Source organism: Mesorhizobium captivum, assembly GCF_033977165.1.
Lineage (GTDB): Bacteria > Pseudomonadota > Alphaproteobacteria > Rhizobiales > Rhizobiaceae > Mesorhizobium > Mesorhizobium captivum.
Window position 1 is genome coordinate 137,814 of sequence record NZ_JAVIJB010000013.1, and the last position, 21,267, is coordinate 159,080.

A 21,267-nucleotide genomic window follows, 5' to 3' on the forward strand; every position below is an offset into this window, starting at 1 on the left:
GGGGCCGATGAAGATCACCCGACGCACCGTATTGGCCGTTGTTGCCGGCGGCATTGCCTCGACCGGCATTGCCGCTGCCGCCGTGTCGTCCTTCTCCGACGAGGATCTCGTCCGCCTCACGCTGGAGAAATACTTCGGGCCGCTCAATATGCGCATCGAGCATCTGCAGCAGTTCGTGCTCGAATTCCGCAACCGCAACCCGTGGGTGTTCCCGAGCGCGAAGCTGGCGGACGCGGTGACGCTCTTGGAGACCGTGAGGCTCGACAAGGCGCGCGAATTCCTGCCCAGGCAGAAGCAACAGGATGTCGGGAATTTCGAGCGCTGGGTCATCGCCGAATTCCACATGCTGACCGATTATGCGTGGCGCAGCTCGCCGAACGATCCGATCCGCTTCACCGGCTGGCACCCATGCACCAATCCGTTCGCCAATCTCGAGCCGCAGAATGCCTAAACCGCCCGGCGGACATGCTCGCCGGCAAGCCAGCGGCACTGGCCAAGAAAGATGTGACAAGGAGCCGAACCCATGAAAGTTCTCTTCGCAGGCGGCAATGGTTATCCGCCGCAGTTCAGCGGCGGCGTCCAGTCAAGCACGCATCATTTGGCGGAGCAGCTGATCGAACACGGCCATGAGGCGTCGGTGCTCGCCGCTTTGTTCGGCCAGGGCATGTTCGGCTACAAGGCGCGCGCCAAGATGAAGCTGCTCGGCCAACGCGCCGTCGTCGACAGCTTTCCCGGCTATCCGGTGGTGCGGGCCTGGTTTCCCTGGGAAGCGGCTGCTTTTGCCGTGAAGAAGCTGCAGCCGGACGTCGCGGTGGTGCAGTGTCACAAGTCGGTTCCGCTCGGCAAGGCGTTGCAGGCCGAAGGCGTGCCATTGGTCGTCTACCTCAGAAACGTGGAATTCCACGAGTTGGGCGGCGACCTGCGCGAGCTGAGTTCGGCATCCTACATCGCCAATTCCGAATTCACGGCGCGCACCTATAAACGGGAGTTCGGCATCGATTCCGCGGTGATCCCGCCGACCATCAATCCCGCCGCCTACAGCACGCCGACGACGGGCCAGTACGTCACCTTCATCAACCCCTATGAGGAAAAGGGTTTCGATCTGGCGGTGCGCATCGCAGCCGCCTGCCCGGAAATACCCTTCCTGTTCGTCGAGAGCTGGAAGCTGGAGGACGATCACCGCGCCCGCATCGCCGAGACGATCGCGCCGTTCTCCAACATCAAGCTGGAGAACCGCACCGACGACATGAAGACCCTCTATGGCCGCACCAAAATCCTGCTTGCGCCGAGCAAATGGGAAGAGGCCTGGGGCCGCGTCGCCTCTGAAGCCCATTGCAGCGGCATTCCCGTCGTCGGTTCGCGGCGCGGCGGCTTGCCGGAGGCGATCGGCTCGGGCGGCGTGGTGCTGGATTACGACGCGCCGCTCGAGGACTGGGTCGCGGCTGTCAGGCGGCTGTGGATCGACCGTGAGGCGTATGAACGGCTTTCAGAGGCGGCGCTCGCCTTCTCTCAGCGCCCGGAGCTCGATCCCGATCGTCAGTTCGCCACCTTCTTTGCCTTGCTCGACAGGGCGGCCCGGCAGCGCGCCCGGCGCGCTGCTTAGTGCATGTCGCGCAAAAGTGCGCAGCGGTTTTGCGAAAACGACATGCATAAAAACAAAGACGCCTGAATCCGTTTCAGCGCGACGCGCTTTTAAAGCAATTCCAGGTGTAACGGTTTTCCGTCCGGAATTGCGTGAAGACCAACCCCGTAAGATTCTACTTACGCTGGTCTTTTGACCCGGCTCTTAAGCATCTCGTAGGCGCGTTCGCCAAGCAGGGCGCGCGCGGCGGTCTTGACGACCTTCTTGCGCCCGTCGCGCGAATTGACCTGCCTGAGCCGCGCCGGCAGGTTGCGCGCCGCCTGCTCCAGCGCCGGCAGGGAAAGCGCATCGGGAAAGCTCACTATGTTGGTCTCGACGCACAGCACCGGCTTGCCGGACAGCTTGGCGATCTTGAGCGCCTGCTCATGCTCGCTCTCGATGAACAGGATGGCGTCCGACTTGCGGTAGAACTCGGCCTTGAAGCTGCCATGCGCCCCGAGCCGCTGTCGCTCCGCCTTGCTTGGCAGGTCGAGCATGATGAGATGGTCGTATTTGATCTCGTGCTTGGCAAGCCAAGCCTCGGTCAGCTTGCGGTACTTTTCCAGCCGGCTCGTCACCAGCCAGCCGATCTTGCGGGTCGGCCCGAGCAGCGGCCGCGCCTCGGCGAGGAATTTCTCGTAAGCCGGCCCGTCATCGTTCTCTTCCTCGGTCGGATCGAGGCAAAGCACCCCATCTATGTCGACACAGCATTGCTCGAGGAAGACGTGGTGCATGAAGTTCCACTGGAACATCCTGGGATGCGGCACGACCTCGAAGACGATGTCGGTTTCCTTATGCTGCGAGAGCAGTCCGAACACGGCGGCGAAGACGAAATCGCCCTGGATGCCGGCGGCGGCGATCTTGGCGCGCGCATCGCGCATGGCGTTGCCACCGCTGACGCTGTCGTCGATCACCAGGATCTTGCGCATTTCGGCATGCTGCCGGTCGAGCGCGGCGCGGCGCTTGGTGATCCCCGACGTATAGATCTTGCCGGCGAGGAAGCTGTCGAGATCGGTCATCGGGATGTTCGCCGTCAGGCTGACTAGCGTTGCGGCGAGGATGCCGCTTCTCGGCACGCCAACGACCAGGTCGATGTCCCGCGGCAGCCGGTGCAGGTTCCGCGCGATCGCGTCGTTCATGTCTGAAATCGATCGGTAATTCATGCTGTTGCCTTACCCTCAAATCAGCGGTTTCGCCGGCTGTCGGCCGGTGATCGAAGCGCAATTGCCGTTGCGCCGAGCAAGCTATTTCGCCTCGCTGGGTGCCGGCGAGAGCCCGCGCGCCGGGATCAGCCGCAAGGCCTCTCGAAGCGCCTCGCGGCCGGCGCCGAAGGCGCACGCGAGGATGATGGTGACGACATAGGACAGCACCGCGCCGCCTGCCAGGGCGATGACCGGCTGTGCAGGCAGCATCGGCTTGGCGAGCCAGACGAGCGCCAGCGCCAGATGCGCGCCGAGCACGAACGGGGTCGCTGCGTAGAGCACATGGCTCGCGCGCAACGGTCCGGCCTTGCCGACATAGAGCCAAAGGAAAGGCGTCCGTAGATATTCGCTGACCGCGTAGGCGATGGCGACACCGAGAGCGCCGTAGGGGAGGCCGACGGCAAACGCCATCACCGAGGTTATGGCCGTGACAATGCCCCAGCGCATGAAGTCGCCCGAACGGCCCTGGCTGACGAACAGCCATCCGGCCGGATTGTTGAGCGGCTGCAGCAGGCCGGCGAAACCCAGCGCCAGGAAGATACTGGCGCTCTCGCGCCACTGCTGGCCGAGCACGAACGGGATGAGCGTGTCGGACATGGCGGTGGCGAAGGCCACGCCCGGCAGCGCCACCAGGAGGATCAGCGGCATGACGCGCAGATAGGCACTGCGGTAACGATCCGGCTCGTCCTTCAGACGCGAGAGCGCCGGCACCATCACCTTCGACAGCGGATTGGTGATCTGGCTGAGCGGGAAAAGCAGCAGCTTGTAGGCGCGGTCGTAGAGGCCGAGCTGTGCCTCGCCCCAGTATTTGCCGATCAGCACGTTGTCGAGGTTGCGGGCGAAGAAATTGGCGAAGTTGAAGCCGGTGATGCCCGCGCCGAAATGGATCAGCTGGCCGATACCTTCGACCTTGTGCGGCAGTCCGGGACGCCAGCGCGAGGACACCCAGTAGCAAAGCGTCGGCAGCACGGCGCCGGTCAGCGTGCCGGCAAAAAGCGCCCAGTAGGAGCGGTCGACGAAGGTCCAGGCGATCGAGACGACGAGGCCGGAAACGGCGCTGGCGACATCGATGACGGCGAGCCGGGTGAATTCCATGCGGCGCGTCAGCAGCGCCAGATGCTGGGCGCCAAGGCCGTAGGCCATGATCTGCAGGCCGAACGCGGCGACCAGGCCCGCCACGCGCGGCTCGGCGTAGAAGGCGGCCACCAACGGGGCCGCCGCGGCAAGCACGCAGGCGAGGATCGCGCTCACCGCCGTGTTGATCCAGAAGAGGTAGTTGACCTCCTCGTGCCGTATGCCGGTTTTCTGGATCGTCGCCTGGGTCAGGCCGAAATCCTGGAACAGCGCGATGAAGGCGAGCACCGGCGCGCACATCGCCACCACGCCGAAATCCTGCGGCGACAGCAGCCGCGACAGCACGATGACGGAGACGATCTGGGTGGCGACCCGCACGCCCTGCGCCATCGCGGTGACGACGGCGCCGCGTCCGACCGATCTGCGCAGTGAGCCCTCGGGCGGATCGAATGCACTGGTTTCCAAATTCAGGATCCCTGATTTTTACGCCGGTCCGACATCGTCGCGACCGGCGCCCGCCGCCATGAACAAGTTACCGCAAGAGGTTTTTGCAGCGCAACAAAAAATTGCGCAGCATTTGCTACGCTGCACCAAAAATGTTGCGATGCAGCAAAAGCTGTACTAGCATTCCCTCGGGTGGCGGGCCCAACAGCGGTCGAATTTCATGCTGCATGTCTTGTACCTTGTGCATGACATCTCCGATCCGGCGGTACGCCGGAGGGTCAAAATGCTCAAGGCAGGCGGTGCCAGGATCACCCTGGCGGGCTTCCGCCGCACCTCCAGTCCGATCGCCGAGGTCGAAGGTCTCGAGCCGGTCGATCTCGGCCCGACGCGCGATGGCCGATTCGCACAGCGCCTCGGCGCGGTGGCCAAGGCCGCGATGTCGATCGGTGCCAAGCTTGGCGTCGTGCCGCGACCCGATCTGATCATCGCGCGCAACCTGGAAATGCTGGCGCTTGCCCGCCGCGCCAAGCAGGTTTTCGGCGCGAGCGTGCCGATCGTCTACGAATGCCTGGACATCCATCGGCTGGTGCTGCGCAACGACCTGATCGGCAGGCTGCTGCGCGGCGCCGAGCGCCATCTCGCCCGCGATGTGAAGCTTCTGGTCACCAGTTCCCCCGCCTTCATCGCCAATTATTTCAAGCCGTTCGGGCAAATCGCCGCACCGGTCGAGCTGATCGAGAACAAATATTTCGACACCTTGCCGGTGCCGGCGGAGCATCGGCGCGAAGATGACAGCCCGGTGGCGCCGCCCTGGCGCATCGGTTGGTTCGGCGCGCTCAGATGCCGCCGCTCGCTGGAGCTGCTGGCAGAATTCACCCGCCGGCAGAACGGACGCTTCGAAGTGGTGCTAAGGGGCCGTCCCGCGCTGTCCGAATTCCCGGATTTTCATGCCTTCGTCGAAGCCGAGCCCTGGCTCTCCTTTCGCGGTCCCTACCGCAATCCGGAGGACATGGCGGCGATCTACCGCGAGGTGCATTTCTCCTGGGCGATCGATTTCTTCGAGCAGGGCCAGAATTCCGAATGGCTGCTTCCCAACCGCCTCTACGAAGGCTGCCGCTTCGGCGCCGTGCCGGTCTCGATGGCGAGCACCGAAACCGGCCGGTTCCTCAAGCGGCAGGACATCGGCGTGCTTCTATCGGAAGCCACGCCCGCGGAACTCGAAACCGCGCTCGGCGGGATGGGGCAGGAGCGCTTCGGCAAGCTGAAGTCGCGTGTGCTGGCCCGCAATCCGAGGACCTGGAGCTACGACCGCAGCGATTGCCTGGCTTTCGTCGACAAGCTGCGCGGCCTGACGGCCGTTCGCGGAACCTTCGCGACGGAGGCCCTGGCATAGGATGGCTGAGAATGGACAAAAGCCGATGACGCAGAGCACGCCATCGAGCCTCATCGTTGTTCCGTGCCTCAACGAGGCTGCTCATATCGGCGCACTGCTCGAGCAATTGCGGCCGGCAGCGGCGCGGCTCGGCGCGCGCATCGTCGTGGTCGACGGCGGCAGCGCCGACGGCACGCAAGCCATCGTCGAAAAGGTCGCTGCCGAAGATCCGCGAGTCATCCTGCTCGCCAACCCCAAGCGCATCCAGAGCGCCGCAATCAACCTGGCGGTGGCGACATTCGGCGACGGCGCCGACTTTCTTATCCGCATCGACGCGCATGGCGGCTATCCGGCCGACTATTGCGACAGGCTGGTCAAGGAAGCGCTTGCCACAGGCGCGGATTCGGTCGTCGTCTCGATGCTGACCAGCGGCACCGGCGCGGTGCAGAAGGCGGTGGCCGCGGCGCAGAACTCCAAGCTCGGCACCGGTGGCTCGAAGCATCGCCACAGTTCGGCCGGCGAATGGGTCGATCATGGCCACCATGCATTGATGCGCATCGCCGCCTTCCGGGCGGTTGGCGGCTATGACGAGAGCTTCAGCCACAACGAGGATGCCGAGCTCGACCATCGCCTCCGTTTGGCCGGCTGCCGCATCTGGATGAGCGGCAGGACGCAGATGGTCTATTATCCGCGCTCGACGCTGAAGGGCCTGTTTTTCCAGTATCTGGGCTATGGCCGCGGCCGCGCCAAGAACGTGCTGAAGCACCGGATGATGCCGAAGCTGCGGCAGATGATCCCGCTGCTGGTATTCCCGGTGGTGCTGCTCACCGTTTTTGCTCCGCTGTTCGTGCTGGCGGCGGTGCCGTTTCTTACATGGGCGGCGGTTTGTCTCGGCTATGGCGTCGTGACCGCGATCGGCCAGCGCAATCCGGCCATCGCGCTGGCCGGCGTATCGGCGATGGTCATGCATTTGGGCTGGTCGACGGGTTTCTGGCTGCAGCTCCTCAGCCCGCAGCCCGCGCGCGAGTTGGCATGATGGCAGGCCGTTCCATCGACATCTGCATCTGCACCTTCCGCCGGCCGGAGCTTGCCGACACTCTGCGCTCCATTGCCGCGCTGGAAAAACCCACCGGCTTTGAGATCGGCGTCGTCGTTGCCGACAATGACGACCAGCCGGCGGCGCAGTCGTTGGTGAAGGCATTGGCGCAGGAGTTGAAGCTGCCGATCCGCTATCGCCATGCGCCGGCGCGCAACATTTCGATCGCCCGCAATGCCTGCCTCGATGCCAGCGTATCGGACCTTGTCGCCTTCATCGACGACGACGAGACGGCTTCGCCGGGCTGGCTCGTCGAGCTCGTCGCAACCATGGAGGCGACCGGCGCGATCGCCGTGCTCGGGCCGGTTCGCGCAACCTATCATCCGGATGCGCCGGGCTGGATGCGCAAGGGCGATTTCCATTCGACCTTGCCCGTCTGGGTGCGCGGCGAGATCCGCACCGGCTATACCTGTAACGTCCTGCTCAAGATGACCGAGGATAGCCTCCGCAACCGGCGCTTCAGCCTGGCGCGCGGCCAGACCGGCGGCGAGGACACGGAATTCTTCGATCAGATGGTCAAGGCCGGTGGACGCATCGCCTTTGCCCCGCAGGCCTTTGTCGACGAGGTGGTGCCGCGCTCGAGGGCAGCTTTCGACTGGCTGCGCCGCCGCCGCTTCCGCTTCGGTCAGACGCATGGCCACCTCATCGGGCGTGACACCGGCGGCCTGCGCCGTGTCGGCCAGGTCGTCCTCGCTTCCGCCAAGGCGGCCTATTGCTTCGGCACGGCGCTTTTGACGGCGGTTAGCCCGGTGCGACGGAACCGCAGCGCGCTCCGCGGCATTATGCACGTTGGTGTGATCAGCGGTCTGCTCGGCGGCCGCGAAATCCGCCAATACGGCCTCACTCCGCAGGAAGGGGACAAGCGTGCAGCCTGACGTCAGCTTCGTCATCGCCGCCTACAATGCCGGAGCCACCCTCGACCGGGCGATCGCCGGCGCGATGGCGCAGCGCGACGTCTCCGTGGAGATAATCGTCGTCGACGACCGGTCGAGCGACCGCACGCTCGATGTCGCGCGCGCCTATCCCGAAGACATCGTGAAAATTGTCGCGCTTCCCGCCAACCGGGGTCCGGGCGGCGCCAGGAATGCCGGGCTCGATCTCGCCCGCGGCCGCTGGGTGGCCGTGCTCGATTCCGACGATGCCGTCCTGCCCGGCCGGCTGGCGGCAATGATCGCGCGGGCGGAAAAGGTGGGCGCCGAGATCGCGGTCGACAATGTCCAGGTCGTGCGCGAGGACGGCACGCCCGACGACATCATGTTCCCGGCCAGCTATCTCGAAGCGCTCGGCGAGATATCGCTTGCCGGCTACATCGCCGGCAATGTGGTCTTCGAATCGCGCTTCAACCTCGGCTATTTGAAGCCGATCTTCCTGCGTCGGTTCCTGGACGAAAACCGGCTTCGCTACGACGAGACGCTGCGCATCGGCGAAGACTACATTCTTCTGGCGAGCGCGCTGGCCAAGGGCGGCCGCTGCGTGGTCGAGCCGACCACCGGCTATGTCTACCACATCCGCACCGGTTCGATCTCGCGGGTGCTCGAATTGCATCATGTCGAGGCGATGGCCAAGGCCGATGCCGCCTTCGCGGCGGCGCACTCCATGGACGACAGCGCCAGAACGGCCTTCGCGAGACGAAGCCGCAGCCTGCGCAAGGCGGCGTCGTTCCTGTCATTGGTTCAGCACATCAAGGCGCGTGCGCCGCTCAAGGCGATACGCACGGCGCTCAGCGATCCGGCCGCGGTCAGGCATATGAGCATGCCGATCGCGGTCCGGCTGAGAAGGGTTGCGGCACAATTTGCCGTGGGGGCGGGGAGGTGAAGCATGCGGGCGGATGGAATGAATTTTCATAGCCAGCGATAGGTAAAAATCGATCTCCTCAGAAGGAATAAGCGATGCAGAAAGTCAGGAAGGCAGTCATACCGGTGGCGGGGCTCGGAACACGGTTCCTGCCGGCGACCAAGTCGATGCCGAAGGAAATGCTGCCCGTCGTCGACAAGCCTGTCGTGCAATATGCAGTGGACGAGGCGTTCGAGGCCGGCATCGAGCACATCGTCTTCGTCACCGGCCGCAACAAGGCGGTCATCGAGGACTATTTCGACCTGCATCCTGAACTGATCGGGACGCTCGAGCAAACCGGCAAGAAGGCGCAGCTCCAATCGCTGGAAAGCCTGCTGCCGGTGGCCGGCGCCACCAGCTTCATCCGCCAACAGTCGCCGCAGGGCCTCGGCCATGCCGTATGGTGCGCGCGCGACGTGATCGGCAACGAGCCCTTCGCCCTGCTGCTCCCCGACATGGTGTCCTTCGGCGCGCGCGGCTGCCTCGCCGAAACCGTCGACCTCTATCGGCGCACCGGCGGCAACGTCATCGCCGTCGAGCGCTGCGATCCTTCGGAAACCAGCAAATACGGCATTGTCGGCCGCGGCGCCGAGGTGGCCTCCGGCTTCGAAGTGACCGCCATGGTCGAGAAGCCCGCACCCGCCAACGCGCCGTCGAACTTCTACATCAACGGCCGCTACGTCCTGCAGCCGGAGATCTTCGCGCTGCTCGGCAACCAGCAGCGCGGCGCCGGCAACGAGATCCAGCTCACCGATGCCATGGTTCGCCTGGCCGAGAGCCAGTCTTTCTATGCCCAGCCCTTCGACGGCCGCATGTTCGACTGCGGCTCCAAGGAGGGCTTCATCGAGGCCACCATCGCCTTTGCTCTGGCGCGCGACGACATGAAAGGACCTGTCTTTGAGATGCTGCAGCAATTCGTCCGGTCGCATGAGCGCCGGGAAGTAGCCGCATAATGCCCAAATTTTGGGTGCATATGCGAAATCGCGATGGCGCGACAGCCGCGCAAGCGCCTGGCCTTCCTGGCCGGGCGCCCCGTGGCACGGATGTTGCGTGGTCTTTTCTGGTAACGACGCCACTCTTCGAAGGCCGGTAGCGCCTGCAACCTGGAATTGGACCGAAGATGAATTATGCCAACTTTCCTCTCGACAAGAGGATGCCATTGCCCAGCACCGAACCGGAAAAGGGTGAAGACTTCATCGACGTCGAGCGTCTGCTTGGCATGGCGGCCCGGCAGGTCAAGGTGGTGGCGGTCTGCGCCGTCATCGGCCTGTTCCTGGGCGTGATCTATCTGCAGACCACGCCCAAGCAATACACGTCCTTTGCGAGCGTGTTGATCGACGAGGGCCTGAACAAAGTCGTGGACGATATCTCGGCGGTCAGTGCTACGCAGCAGACGGATGCGACGATCCTCAGTCAGATAGAAATTCTCAGCTCCGCGCGACTGGCGTCGGAGGTGGTCGACAAGCTGAAGCTCGATCAGAACCAGGAGTTCATGAACCCGCCGCAATCGGCTTTGGCCAAGGGTGTCGGGTTCCTGCGCGGTATCGTCGCCTATTTCCGCGGCAGCGCGGTCAGCGAACTCCCTGGGATCGAGAACGTGGATGCCGCAACGCGCGAAGCCATGATGAAGGCCGCGACCCATGACTATGCGGTCCTCGTTCTGCAGACCGGATTGATGGCGGATCGCAACGGCCGCAGCAACGTCATTACGTTGGGCTATCAGTCGACGAATCCGGCTCTCGCCACGGCCATCACCAAGGCCTATGCCGAGGCCTATCTCGCGGATCAGCTCAATGCCAGCTTCGACGCCACCGAGCGCGCGGCGGTCTGGCTGCAGGGTAGGCTGACCGAGCTTCGCCAAAGCTCGCAACAGGCCGCGATGGAAGTCGAGAAATTCAGGGCCGAGCACGGCCTGTCCGCAAACAGCGACGGCCAGTTGATCAGCGGCAAGCAGCTGTCCGACCTCAACGCCCAGCTCATCATCGCGCAGGCCGATACGGCTCGTGCTAGTGCTCGCTACCAGCAGTACAAGGCCATCGTCGACAGCGGTTCCGAAAATGCTTTCAACGATTCTGCGATTGCATCCGATCAGCCGAGCAGCTCGGTGATCATCGGGCTCAAGACCCGTTATCTCGCCGTCTCCAAGCGGCTGCAGGATGTCGAGGCGAATTTCGGCAAGGATCACCCCCAGGCGGTGGCGCTCGCCAGGGAAAAGGCCGACGTGTCGGCGCAGATCTTCGGGCAGTTGAAGCAGATCACTGAAAGCTACCGCAACGACTTCCAGGTGGCGCAGGCGCGCGAGGCCGAGCTCAGGCAGAAGATCACCACCGCTGCCGGCCAGAGCTCGGCCGACAATGAGTCGCAGGTGAGGCTGAGGGAACTCGACCAGCAGGCGCAGGCGCTCTCCACGCTCTACCAGACCTTCCTCAGCCGCTATCAGGAAGCCTCGCAGCAGCAATCCTTCCCTGTCGGCAAGGTGCGCATCATCTCGGACGCGAACATGCCCCTTGCCGCGTCGAGCCCGCGCACCATCAAGGTGCTGGCGCTCTCGCTCGTGCTTGGCCTTATGCTTGGCGCAGGTTTCGGCGGCCTGAACGAATTCAACGAGCGCTTCTTCCGCACGGGTGAGGACGTTCGCGACCGCGTTGGCCTGAAGTTCCTCGGCTATCTGCCGACGATCGGCGGCGGCAAGGCCAAGGAGGCGAAGCCGGACGACTTGCCGGCCGACGGCAAGGTCACCAGCCTGTCGGCCGCCGAGAGAAGGGCGCGCATGCGGGTGAGCCTCGATGCGCCGGCCTCGATGTTCGCCGAAACGCTCCGCAACGCCAAGATCGCGTTCGATGTGGTGATGGAAGACAAGGGCAGCCGGGTGATCGGCGTCATCTCGGTCCTGCCCGGCGAAGGCAAGTCGACGGTTGCGGCAAACCTCGCAGGGCTGCTCGCCGCCAACGGCGCCAGGACCTTGCTGATCGACGGCGACCTGCGCAATCCCGGCCTCAGCCGCAGCCTCGGCATGGAGTCCGAGCAAGGGCTGATGGAAGCGGTGGTCAACGGGCAGACCTGGCAGTCGGTCGGCAAGGTCGACCGCCAGACCAAGCTGGCGATCATCCCCGCCGTGCTCCGCGGCCAGTTCTCGCACACCAGCGAGCTTCTGGGCTCGGCCGGCATGCGGCGCTTCATCGAGAACGCCAGGGAGACCTTCGAATACATCATCGTCGACCTGCCGCCGCTCGGCCCGGTGGTCGACGCCAAGGCTTTCGCGCCGCTGGTCGACGGTTTCGTGCTCGTCACCGAATGGGGCCGCACGCCGCGCGCCATGGTGCGCTCGATGCTGGAATCGGAGTCCTATGTCGCCGACAAGATCGTCGGCGCGGTGCTCAACAAGGTCGAGCTGAAGAAATTGGCCAAATACGGCTCGCTCGGCGGTTCGGAAAAATTCTTCGACCGCTATTCGAGCTACTATCTGGAGAAGTCGGAATCGCGCGCCAAGCAGGCTGCCTAAAGCAATTCCAGGAAAAACAAAGACTTACAGCGCGTCGCCTGATTCCGCTTCAGCGCGACGCGCTTTAGCGGCAAAACCCAACCAGCTTCGCTGCGCCAATAGCCAAGATGGGGTGGACCCCTGCCGTTCGATCCAGCTACCGGAAGGAGCAAGTAGCGCCAGTTCTGGACCTACTCGGATCGCGGCGCCAATGTCGGTTTAGCGCCAATTCGGACATCGGTTTGGGTGCGGGCTGGGTGGCTTGGCAGAAGTGCCAAGCGGTTCCCGCAGAGGTCCGGTTGATCGAATCTTTCCGAGCCGCAATCCCGCTGATGCTCAGGCGGCGCCACTGGGATTTACATATGGCACGTAGCGCCGAACCTGATATTTTAGGCTTCTTCGAAAAATCCGGGTTGCACACATGGAGCGCCGGCTCACGGCGATATTCGCAGCCGACGTGGTTGGCTACAGCAGGCTGATGGGCCTCGACGAGGTGGGAACGCTGGCCGCTCTCAAAGCGCACCGCCGCGAGATGGCGGACGGCAGGATCGCCGAGCATCACGGGCGGATCGTCAAGCTCACCGGCGACGGCATGCTGGTCGAGTTCCCGAGCGTCGTAAACGCCGTCGCCTGCGCCGCCGAGATCCAGCGGGCGATGCGCGAGCGCAATGCCGGCGTGCCGGCAGAGAGCCGCATCGAGTTCCGCATCGGCATCCATCTCGGCGACATCATCGTCGAGGACAATGACATTTACGGCGACGGCGTCAACGTTGCCGCGCGCATAGAATCGATAGCCAGGCCGGGCGGCGTCGCGGTGTCCGGCTCCGTCCGCGACAATGTCGGCAACCGGCTGGACCTCGCCTTCGAGGACGCCGGCGAGCAGGTGCTGAAGAACATCGACCGCCCCGTCAGGGTCTATCATGTCGATCTCTTCGCCGGGATCGGGCAGCCGCGATCCTCGACCGTCTCGGTCGAGCTCGAGGCCGAACCCGCCGCTGGGGAAAAGCCGTCGATTGCCGTGCTGCCCTTCAACAACATGAGCGGCGACCCCGAGCAGGAATATTTTGCTGACGGCATCACAGAGGACATCATAACCGATCTGTCCAAGATATCGGGCCTGTTCGTGATCGGCCGCAACAACGTGTTCACCTACAAGGGCAGAGTGGTGAAGCTGCAACAGGTGGCCGCCGAGTTGGGCGTGAGGTACCTACTTGAGGGCAGCGTCCGCAAGGCTGCGCAACGGGTTCGCGTCACCGGTCAGTTGATCGACGGCAAGAGCGGCGGCCATGTCTGGGCCGACCGTTACGACCGCGACCTGACCGATATCTTCGCCATCCAGGACGAGATCACGCACACGATCGTCGATCAGCTTAAGGTCAGGCTGTTGCCGGAGGAAAAGCAGGCGATCCGGCAGGCGCCGACCGAGAACGTCGAGGCCTATACCTATTACCTGCGCGGACGCGAGTTCGTCCACCGCGGCTCCAAATCCTACTACCTGCTGGCAAGGCGCATGTTCGCCAAGGCGATCGAGCTCGATCCGCTCTATGCGCGCGCCTACGCAGGCATCGCCGACTGCGATTCGTTTTTGTTCCTGCACTATGACGTAAAGGTCTCGCTCGAGGCCATTCTGGCCAACAGCGCCAGGGCCCTCGACATTGACCCCAGTCTTGGCGAAGCGCACGCCTCGCGCGGTCTGGCCCTCTCGGTCGGGGAACGATATCAGGAAGCCGAGGCCGAGTACGAGAAGGCGATCGCCCGCAACCCCAATCTGTTCGAGGCGCATTATTTCTACGCGCGCACATGCCAGGCGCAGGGAAAGTTCGAGAAGGCTGCCGAGCATTTTGCGCGCGCCGCTGAGCTCAACCCCACCGACTATCAGTCGATGCTTCTGCTCGTGCAGATCTATCGATCCCTCGCGTTGCGGGACAAGGAACTGTGGGCTGCCCGCGAGGGACTGGAACGGGCCAAGCGGGTGCTTGAAAAGCACCCCGAGAATCCGCGGCCTGCCTATATGGGCGCCAACGCTCTGGTCGTGCTCGGCGACCGCGAGCGGGCGCGGGAATGGGCGGCGCGCGCGCTCGCCATCGACCCCGACGACATTCTGACGCGCTACAACATCGCCTGCGTCCGCTGCCTGCTGGGCGACTTCGACGAAGCCTTCGCGCTGCTGGAGGACCTTCTGCCGCACGCCAATCACGAGACGAAAGCGTGGGTCAGGTACGATTCTGACTTCGCAACCCTGCACGGCCTGCCGCGCTGGCAGAAGGTGCTGGAGCTGGCGCGATAGCGCACCCGGCTGCCGCCAGGCGGCGCTGTTCTTTCTACGCATTGAGAAGGATGCTCGCCGATCGCTCGGAATAGCGGGCATCGGGCTCGAGGCCCGGCACGTCGGGATAGAGTTCCGACTGTTCCGCCATCATCGCCGGCGCCTTCTTCGGCCGCGTCGCCCACCAAGAAATAGAGCGTCGAGTTGAGGTGAACTGCTCGGCCAGTCCGATCGCGCCATCGACCTGCTGGAACCCTACTTGCAGAAGGTGGGACGTGACATGAGAGCGTGGTTCAAGAACGGATTCGGATTTCGATCCCATCGGGACCAGGGCAGCGAAATGACAGCTCGTCACCCGAATCCGGATCTTTGAGGTGACGGGACGGAACGGCAAGAATGGGTCAACTTGCGCCGTCCCAGCTCTCCGCCTCAGAATGTCCGAGAAGGGTCCGAACTCGGTCGTTCAAATTGGCAACCGATTGGGTTTTGACTCTAGTCCGGATTGTTACGCGCCTGGGGCGAGGATTGATGCGCGACAAGTGAGACGACGGCTTCGCGAATCCAGCGTTGGCCGACGTGTCCGTGATTGCGCTCATGCCACACCATTCCCACTGCAAAGCCTTCAACGGGGAATGGACAGTCCATCACTTCAAGCTGGTCCGCAGAGTCGCGCACCAACCGTTCCGGGACCAGCGCCACGAAGTCCGAGTGGGACACGATCTCCGGGACAAACAGGAACGACGCCGCGGAGAGCACCACGTTACGCTTGTGTCCGAGAGCAGCCAAAGCGCTGTCCAACGGCGTCACGAAGCTGCCCCCGTCCAAGGACACGATCACTTGCTCCAGCTCAGCAAATTCAGCGACCGTGATTCCGTCCCGGAGCCGCGGATGCTTCCGGCGGCCGATCAGCACATAGCGTTCATCGAACAGATGGCGCGTGCGAAGACTTGGCGAGGCCGCCTGCGGCGTCATCAGCGCCAGATCCACATCGCCGCGCGCCATCTGCGCTTCCAACTGTGGCATGTCCAGATTGCGGATCGCGACGCGAACACCGGGCGCTCGCGTCCTGAGTTCCACAACGAGCGGCTTGACCACTGCCGCTTGCAGATAGTCCGTGCAGGCGATTGCGAAGGTCAGGTTGGCCTTCGCCGGATCGAAGTTCCTGTGCGAGGCGACCGTGGCGCGAACCTGATCAAGGGCTTGGCGCAACGGATCGAGCAATTCCATTGCTTTGACCGTCGGCGTCATACCTCGCTGGGCAGGAATTAGCAGCGGGTCATCGAACTCGCGCCGGAGACGGTTTAGCTGGGCGCTTACCGCTGGCTGGCTGAGGTTCAATCGGGCAGCCGCCTTCGTGACGTTCCGCTCGATCAGCAGCGTCTCCAGGGTGACCAACAGATTGAGATCCAGGCGCTTGGTATCCATGAAATGAATAGTAGCGGAATAATTCTATGATTTCAAAAATAGTTCGGAGCAGCCGAGACTTCGTGGTCGGCACGCAGCGCGCCCGTTGACGGGCCGTGGTGACCGTCGATCGCGGCGGAAGCGGTTTCCGCCCTCTAACCGGGACAATTAGCATGAGCCAAGCCGATACTTCCAAACCTCTGATCGCCGTTGTCGGTGCATCGAGCAAACAAGGCCGCAGCGTCGCCGAGTCCCTGCTCGACAGTGGGCGCTACCGGGTACGCGCCCTAACGCGGCGCCTCGACAGCCAACCGGCGCAAGCCTTGGCGAAGAAGGGTGCCGAAGTCGTGGTCGCACCTCTTGAACTTGGCGGGCAGGCCGAACTGACCGAAGCACTGAAAGGCTCGGCCGGGGCATTCTTGATGACGCCGCCCATCGTCAAGGTGCCGCCGGCGGAAACCGAACTCAACCTCGGCAAGGAGTTGGCCGATGCGGCGGTGGCTGCTGGCGTCGAACACGTGGTGTTCAGCGGGCTCGAAAATGTCGAAGCGATCACCCGCGGCACCAAATGGGCGCCGCATTTCACGGACAAGGCAAAGATAGAGGATTATATTCGCGGCTTACCTGTCCGCAACTCGTTTGTTTACCTGGCGTTTTACTACACCAACTTCCTTGAGTACTACGTGCCGCAGGGCGGGGAGGATGGCATAACGTTCGCCATATACTTGCCGCCCGACATCCCCATGCCGTTCTGTGATCCGCTCACTGCGGCCGGCCCGGCGGTGCGCGAGATCTTTGACCACCCGGCGCGATACACTGGCGAAGTCCTGCCTGTGATCGGCGAGTTTATCTCGGCGCAGCAAATGGTGGACACGTTTGTGCGGGTCACCGGAAAGCGCGCGCGCTATGCCTCTGCCTATTCGCGTGAAGACTTGTTACGCCATTTTCCGAGCTTCGCCGGCAACGAGCATCTCGTGCGCGAGTTGGTGGGTATGGTCGAATACGCGGTCGAATATGGCTACTACGCCCCTGGGCGCGATCTGACCTGGAGTCGGAAAGTCGATCCGAATGCTCTGACTTGGGAACAGTTCCTCAAGCGCAGCAAATGGCAAGGCGATCTGCTGTCCTATGGCGCCGTCGCTGAGGCCGAGCTTGCGCCGACCTGAGAGTGGCGATGCTGTGCTCGCGCCGTGATGGCGTTGCAGGTGTTTCGCCTTCCGGAATTGCATAAAAGATCTGGAGGGGTCCGAACGCTCCAAGGCGCTCTCCCTCAATCCGCGGACGATAGCAGCCGTCCATATTTGCCGACGACCCTGAGGGCGGTCAGCCGGCCGCTCTGGAAGGCGCCGGTGTCGATGCCGAGCCGGCGCCCGTCGAGCGTTGGGACGTCCACGATCGTATGTCCGTGCACGACCCAGCGGTCGAGGCGATGCGCCGCCGCGAGGAAATCGGATCGGATGTTGAGCAGGTCGGCCTCGTCCTGGGCCTCGAGCGCGATGCCTGGCCGGATGCCGGCATGCACGAACACGAACTCATCCGAGCAGACCATCACCGGCAGCGAGCGCAGGAAGCCGATATGGCCGGCAGGTATAGCCTCGCGAATGCGTTCGTCGACCTCATCGCTTGAAGCGTAGAGATTGGCGAGGTGCGCCGGATCGACGCCGTAGGAATAGAGGGTTTCCCGCCCGCCGACCGCGAGCCATGGCTCCCGCGACAGATAGCCGTCGAGATAGTTGAGCATAGCCACCTCGTGGTTTCCGGCCAGGCAGACGCGCAGGAAGCCTTTCGGCGGCGGCGCCATGAGGTGCTCGATCACGCGCCGCGACTGCGGCCCTCGGTCGATATAGTCGCCGAGCATGATGATGATCTTGCGGCCGCGGAACTTCGCCGCGTCGAGCTGGATCTTCTGCTCCAGCGCGCGCAGCTCGTCATAGCAGCCATGCACGTCGCCGACCGCGTAGACCACCGTGTCGCGCATGTCCATTACCAGCCGTTCGCGCGGCAAGGGGCGGGGTCGTCTCGATCGCTGGAACAGACTCACGGATTGCGGCTCGGTACTTAAACTAGGATCGCGCGGCGGAGCGCGGACCAAGTCTCGATATCAGCCGAATGCAAACAATTCCACACTGGGAACTGCTGCGGAGTTTAAAGCATGTCTCCCGAAAGTGGGACCGGTTTCGGGACAAAGACATGCGTAAAATCAAAACCTAAAGCGCACGGAGCGAATCTGAAAGATCGCGACGCGCTTTAGGCGGCTTTCAACCGGTAGCGGAAGAGCGTGTGGTCGAGCAGCAGGCGGATGCGCGGCTCGGCCTCGGCCGCCACCAGCCAGCTTGCCGCGATCATGGCCGCGCCGACGATCGGGATCGAGATGAGGTAAGGCACGCCCGCCCGGATCAGGGCGCCGAGCATCGCCGCGCCGACGACATCGTGGAGGAGGTAGAGCGGATAGGTCATCAGCCCGATCCGGCGCCAGCCGCGCCAGGAAAGATCGAGCCTGAGCGACCAGGCCATCAGCGCCACCGCCGCGAGGAAGACGATGATCGGCGGCGCGTAAGGCATCGCGGCTTCCACCTTGATGCTGTGCACGTCGACCGAGCTGACGATCTGCATCGCGCCGCCGGCGAGGAACAGCAGGCAGAAGCCAAGCCGCGGCATCGTCAGCGCCTTGAAGCGCATCAGCCACAGCAGCACGCCGACCGCGAAGAAGGCGCCATGATGCACGAGCGTCAGCTGCAGCCAGCGCGTCTCGGCGAGGTCGGTCCAGCCAAAGGCGAAGTACAGGCACCAGAACAGCGTGCTGACGAGGCCGATGACGACAGCGACGGCCTCCATCAAATCGAAGCGTCCAAGCCTGAGCAGGATCCAGACGATGGCGTAGAAGGCGATCTCGATGCCGAGCGTCCAGTAGACGCTATCCACCCATGGCTCGAAGGGCACGAACAGCGCGGTGCGGGCAAGCCGCACCACGGCATCCGTCGGCCAGGACAGGCCCACCAGCAACAGCACAATCGCGGAAATCGGCGCGCAGACCCAGACCGCCGGCGCCAGCCGCCTGACACGGGCCTCGAAGAATTTCAGCGGCGTCGAATTTTCCGCGCTGAAGGCGATGACGAAGCCGCTGATGACGAAGAACACCTGCACGCCGACCCAGCCGGAGCCGACAAAACCCATCTCGGGATGGGCCGCGATGCCGCCGGTGGCGCGTGCCGAGACGCCGTTTGGAAACGCCCATACCCAGAAGCCATAGTGATAGAACATCACCATGACGGCGGCCAGGAAACGCAATATGTCGACGCCGCCGAAAGTCGTCTTGTGCTGAGCCATGCCTTGCCTTGGGAATGGCCCCCCAAGACGAACTTTAGGGTCTGTTGCTGCATTGCACAACAGGCGATTGCAGTGCGGGACGAATTCGTGAAAGCGCCTGACGTCGCAATCGTAGGCGCTTGCGAAGTGGTTTAAAGCCCGATGCCTCGGTTCTCCAGCGCCGCCGCGATCTCGTCCAGGATGGCGGGATCGTCGATGGTCGCCGGCATGGTCCATTCCTCCTTGTCGGCGATCTTCTGCATCGTGCCGCGCAGGATCTTGCCGGAGCGCGTCTTCGGCAGCCGCTTGATCGTCACCACCGTCTTGAAGGCGGCGACCGGGCCGATCCGTTCGCGCACCAGGCCCACCACCTCGCTTTCGATGGCGCCGGTGTCGCGTGACACGCCGGCATTGAGCACGACGAAGCCGAGCGGCACCTGGCCCTTCATCGCGTCGGCAATGCCGATCACTGCGCATTCCGCTACGTCCGGATGCGCGGCCAGCACCTCCTCCATCGCGCCGGTCGAAAGCCGGTGGCCGGCCACATTGATGATGTCGTCGGTGCGGGCCATGACATAGAGATAGCCGTCCTCGTCGATCATGCCGGCGTCGGCCGTCTTGTAGAAACCGGGAAACTCCTCGAGGTAAGCTTGTCGGAAGCGGGCGTCCGCATTCCAGAGCGTCGGCAGGCAGCCTGCCGGCAGCGGCAGCTTGACCACGACATTGCCGAGCGTGCCGCGCGCCACCTCATGGCCGGCATCGTCGAGAATGCGGATGTCGTAGCCGGGCATCGGCACGCCAGGCGAGCCGTATTTCACCGGCAAAAGCCCGAGCCCGGCCGGGTTGATCGTCATCGGCGAGCCGGTCTCGGTCTGCCACCAATGGTCGATCACCGGACGGTTGAGCTTCTGCTCCGCCCATTTGATGGTTTCCGGGTCGGCGCGCTCGCCGGCGAGGAACAGCGTGCGGAATTTCGACAAATCGTATTTCGGCACGAACTCGCCGCGCGGATCCTGTCCCTTGATGGCGCGAAAAGCTGTTGGCGCCGTGAACAGCGCCACCACGCCATGCTCCGAGATCACCCGCCAGTAGGTGCCGGCGTCCGGCGTGCCGATCGGTTTGCCTTCGAAGAGCACGCTGGTGCAACCGTGCAGCAGCGGCCCGTAGACGATATAGGAATGGCCGACCACCCAGCCGACGTCGGAAGCCGCCCAGAACACCTCGCCCGGCTTGACGCCGAACTCATTGTCCATCGTCCACTTCAGCGCGACCATATGGCCGCCATTGTCGCGCACGATTCCCTTCGGCTGCCCGGTCGTGCCGGAGGTGTAGATGATGTAGAGCGGGTCGGTGGCCAAGACCGGCACGCAGTCGACATTGGCGCCCGCCGCCCGCTCGCGCGCGACCGCATCGGCATAGTCGAAATCGTAATTGTCCCTCATCTCGCAGCGCAGCTGCTCGCGCTGCAGGATGAGGCAGGCGTCGGGCTTGTGCCTCGACATCTCGATCGCCTTGTCGAGCAGCGGCTTGTAGGCGACGACGCGTCCGGGCTCCAGGCCGCAGGACGCGGTGACGATCAGCTTCGGCTTGGCGTCGTCGATGCGGGTGGCGAGCTCATGCGAGGCGAAGCCGCCGAATACCACCGAATGCACGGCGCCGATGCGGGAACAGGCGAGCATGGCAATGGCCGCCTCCGCCACCATCGGCATGTAGATGATGACGCGGTCGCCCTTGCCGATGCCGCGATGCCTCAGCACCGAGGCCAACGCGACGACCTCGCGCTTCAACTCCGCATAGGTGAATTTGCGTACCGTGCCGGTGATCGCGCTGTCGTGGATCAGCGCCAGCTGGTCGGCGCGGCCGCCCGCCACATGGCGGTCGATGGCGTTGAAGCACGTGTTGCAGGTGGCGCCGGTGAACCAGTGGCCATAGACGCCGGCCGTAGGATCGAAGACGCTTTCGGCCGGCGAATACCAGTCGATTGCCTTGGCCGCCTCGGCCCAGAACCCTACCGGGTCGCGTTTCCAGCCCTCATAGACCTCGTGGTAGCGTGACGCCATCAAGCTTCCTCCCCAGGAACGATTTGCCGTCTTGTAATAGACTAGAGCAATTCCAGGAAAAGTGTGTAACGGTTTTCCGTCCGGAATTGCGTAGAAACAAATAGTTAG

The 21,267-nt window shown here is 63.7% G+C and carries 17 protein-coding genes; 10 read left to right on the forward strand and 7 right to left on the reverse strand.

All coding sequences use genetic code 11. The features are described from left to right. Positions 1-7 precede the first annotated feature (7 nt). Together RFM40_RS13935 and RFM40_RS13940 are read left to right on the forward strand one after the other, a co-directional pair. A complete protein-coding gene (locus RFM40_RS13935) occupies positions 8-451 on the forward strand; it encodes a hypothetical protein (protein WP_320226161.1) in 444 nt (147 codons plus the stop codon). A gap of 72 nt (positions 452-523) precedes the next feature. Next, entirely contained in the window at positions 524-1,603 is a 1,080-nt protein-coding gene (locus tag RFM40_RS13940; RefSeq protein ID WP_320277690.1) for a glycosyltransferase, read from the forward strand. A 158-nt stretch (positions 1,604-1,761) separates the two neighbouring features. Here RFM40_RS13940 and RFM40_RS13945 read toward each other — a convergent pair whose 3' ends face one another. Together RFM40_RS13945 and RFM40_RS13950 are read right to left on the reverse strand one after the other, a co-directional pair. Beyond that, entirely contained in the window at positions 1,762-2,784 is a 1,023-nt protein-coding gene (locus tag RFM40_RS13945) for a phosphoribosyltransferase (protein ID WP_320271680.1), read from the reverse strand. A gap of 81 nt (positions 2,785-2,865) precedes the next feature. Next, positions 2,866-4,362, reverse strand: a complete 1,497-nt coding sequence (locus RFM40_RS13950) for a lipopolysaccharide biosynthesis protein (RefSeq protein WP_320277691.1) — start codon at positions 4,360-4,362, stop codon at positions 2,866-2,868. 199 nt (positions 4,363-4,561) lie between these two features. Here RFM40_RS13950 and RFM40_RS13955 point away from each other — a divergent pair, with 199 nt between their 5' ends. The 7 genes from RFM40_RS13955 (at position 4,562) to RFM40_RS13985 (ending at position 14,410) form a co-directional block, all read left to right on the forward strand. After that, positions 4,562-5,734, forward strand: coding sequence for a glycosyltransferase family protein (locus RFM40_RS13955; protein WP_320277692.1), 1,173 nt, complete (start codon positions 4,562-4,564; stop codon positions 5,732-5,734). A 25-nt stretch (positions 5,735-5,759) separates the two neighbouring features. Further along, the gene (locus RFM40_RS13960; RefSeq protein ID WP_320277693.1) at positions 5,760-6,749 is read left to right on the forward strand and encodes a glycosyltransferase family 2 protein; all 990 of its coding nucleotides are present in this window, start codon (positions 5,760-5,762) and stop codon (positions 6,747-6,749) included. Continuing rightward, positions 6,746-7,684, forward strand: coding sequence for a glycosyltransferase family 2 protein (locus tag RFM40_RS13965; protein ID WP_320277694.1), 939 nt, complete (start codon positions 6,746-6,748; stop codon positions 7,682-7,684). The genes RFM40_RS13960 and RFM40_RS13965 overlap by 4 nt, the downstream gene beginning before the upstream one ends. Continuing rightward, positions 7,674-8,624, forward strand: a complete 951-nt coding sequence (locus RFM40_RS13970; protein WP_320277695.1) for a glycosyltransferase family 2 protein — start codon at positions 7,674-7,676, stop codon at positions 8,622-8,624. Before RFM40_RS13965 ends, RFM40_RS13970 begins: the two co-directional genes overlap by 11 nt. Before the next feature lie 74 nt (positions 8,625-8,698). Further along, positions 8,699-9,595, forward strand: a complete 897-nt coding sequence (galU, locus tag RFM40_RS13975; protein ID WP_292298496.1) for a UTP--glucose-1-phosphate uridylyltransferase GalU — start codon at positions 8,699-8,701, stop codon at positions 9,593-9,595. Positions 9,596-9,762: 167 nt separating this feature from the next. After that, the gene (locus RFM40_RS13980) at positions 9,763-12,144 is read left to right on the forward strand and encodes a polysaccharide biosynthesis tyrosine autokinase (RefSeq protein ID WP_320226169.1); all 2,382 of its coding nucleotides are present in this window, start codon (positions 9,763-9,765) and stop codon (positions 12,142-12,144) included. Positions 12,145-12,544: 400 nt separating this feature from the next. Then, entirely contained in the window at positions 12,545-14,410 is a 1,866-nt protein-coding gene (locus RFM40_RS13985) for an adenylate/guanylate cyclase domain-containing protein (RefSeq protein ID WP_320226170.1), read from the forward strand. A gap of 34 nt (positions 14,411-14,444) precedes the next feature. Here RFM40_RS13985 and RFM40_RS13990 read toward each other — a convergent pair whose 3' ends face one another. Both RFM40_RS13990 and RFM40_RS13995 read right to left on the reverse strand, forming a co-directional pair. Next, on the reverse strand, positions 14,445-14,783 hold the full coding sequence (locus RFM40_RS13990) for a hypothetical protein (RefSeq protein ID WP_320277696.1): 339 nt from the start codon (positions 14,781-14,783) through the stop codon (positions 14,445-14,447). Positions 14,784-14,881: 98 nt separating this feature from the next. Next, complete coding sequence (locus tag RFM40_RS13995; protein WP_320226171.1) at positions 14,882-15,814, reverse strand: LysR family transcriptional regulator; 933 nt, start codon at positions 15,812-15,814, stop codon at positions 14,882-14,884. Positions 15,815-15,966: 152 nt separating this feature from the next. Between RFM40_RS13995 and RFM40_RS14000 the strand changes: the two genes are divergently transcribed. Continuing rightward, on the forward strand, positions 15,967-16,959 hold the full coding sequence (locus RFM40_RS14000) for an NmrA/HSCARG family protein (RefSeq protein WP_320277697.1): 993 nt from the start codon (positions 15,967-15,969) through the stop codon (positions 16,957-16,959). Positions 16,960-17,063: 104 nt separating this feature from the next. On the opposite strand, the gene RFM40_RS14005 is transcribed toward RFM40_RS14000, so the two are convergent. The 3 genes from RFM40_RS14005 to RFM40_RS14015 form a co-directional block, all read right to left on the reverse strand. Next, positions 17,064-17,777, reverse strand: coding sequence for a metallophosphoesterase family protein (locus RFM40_RS14005; protein WP_430691669.1), 714 nt, complete (start codon positions 17,775-17,777; stop codon positions 17,064-17,066). Between the two features lie 263 nt (positions 17,778-18,040). After that, the gene (locus tag RFM40_RS14010) at positions 18,041-19,120 is read right to left on the reverse strand and encodes an acyltransferase family protein (RefSeq protein WP_320226174.1); all 1,080 of its coding nucleotides are present in this window, start codon (positions 19,118-19,120) and stop codon (positions 18,041-18,043) included. 131 nt (positions 19,121-19,251) lie between these two features. Continuing rightward, positions 19,252-21,159: a propionyl-CoA synthetase gene (locus RFM40_RS14015; RefSeq protein WP_320226175.1), complete on the reverse strand. Its 1,908-nt coding sequence runs from the start codon at positions 21,157-21,159 to the stop codon at positions 19,252-19,254. Positions 21,160-21,267: the final 108 nt, after the last annotated feature.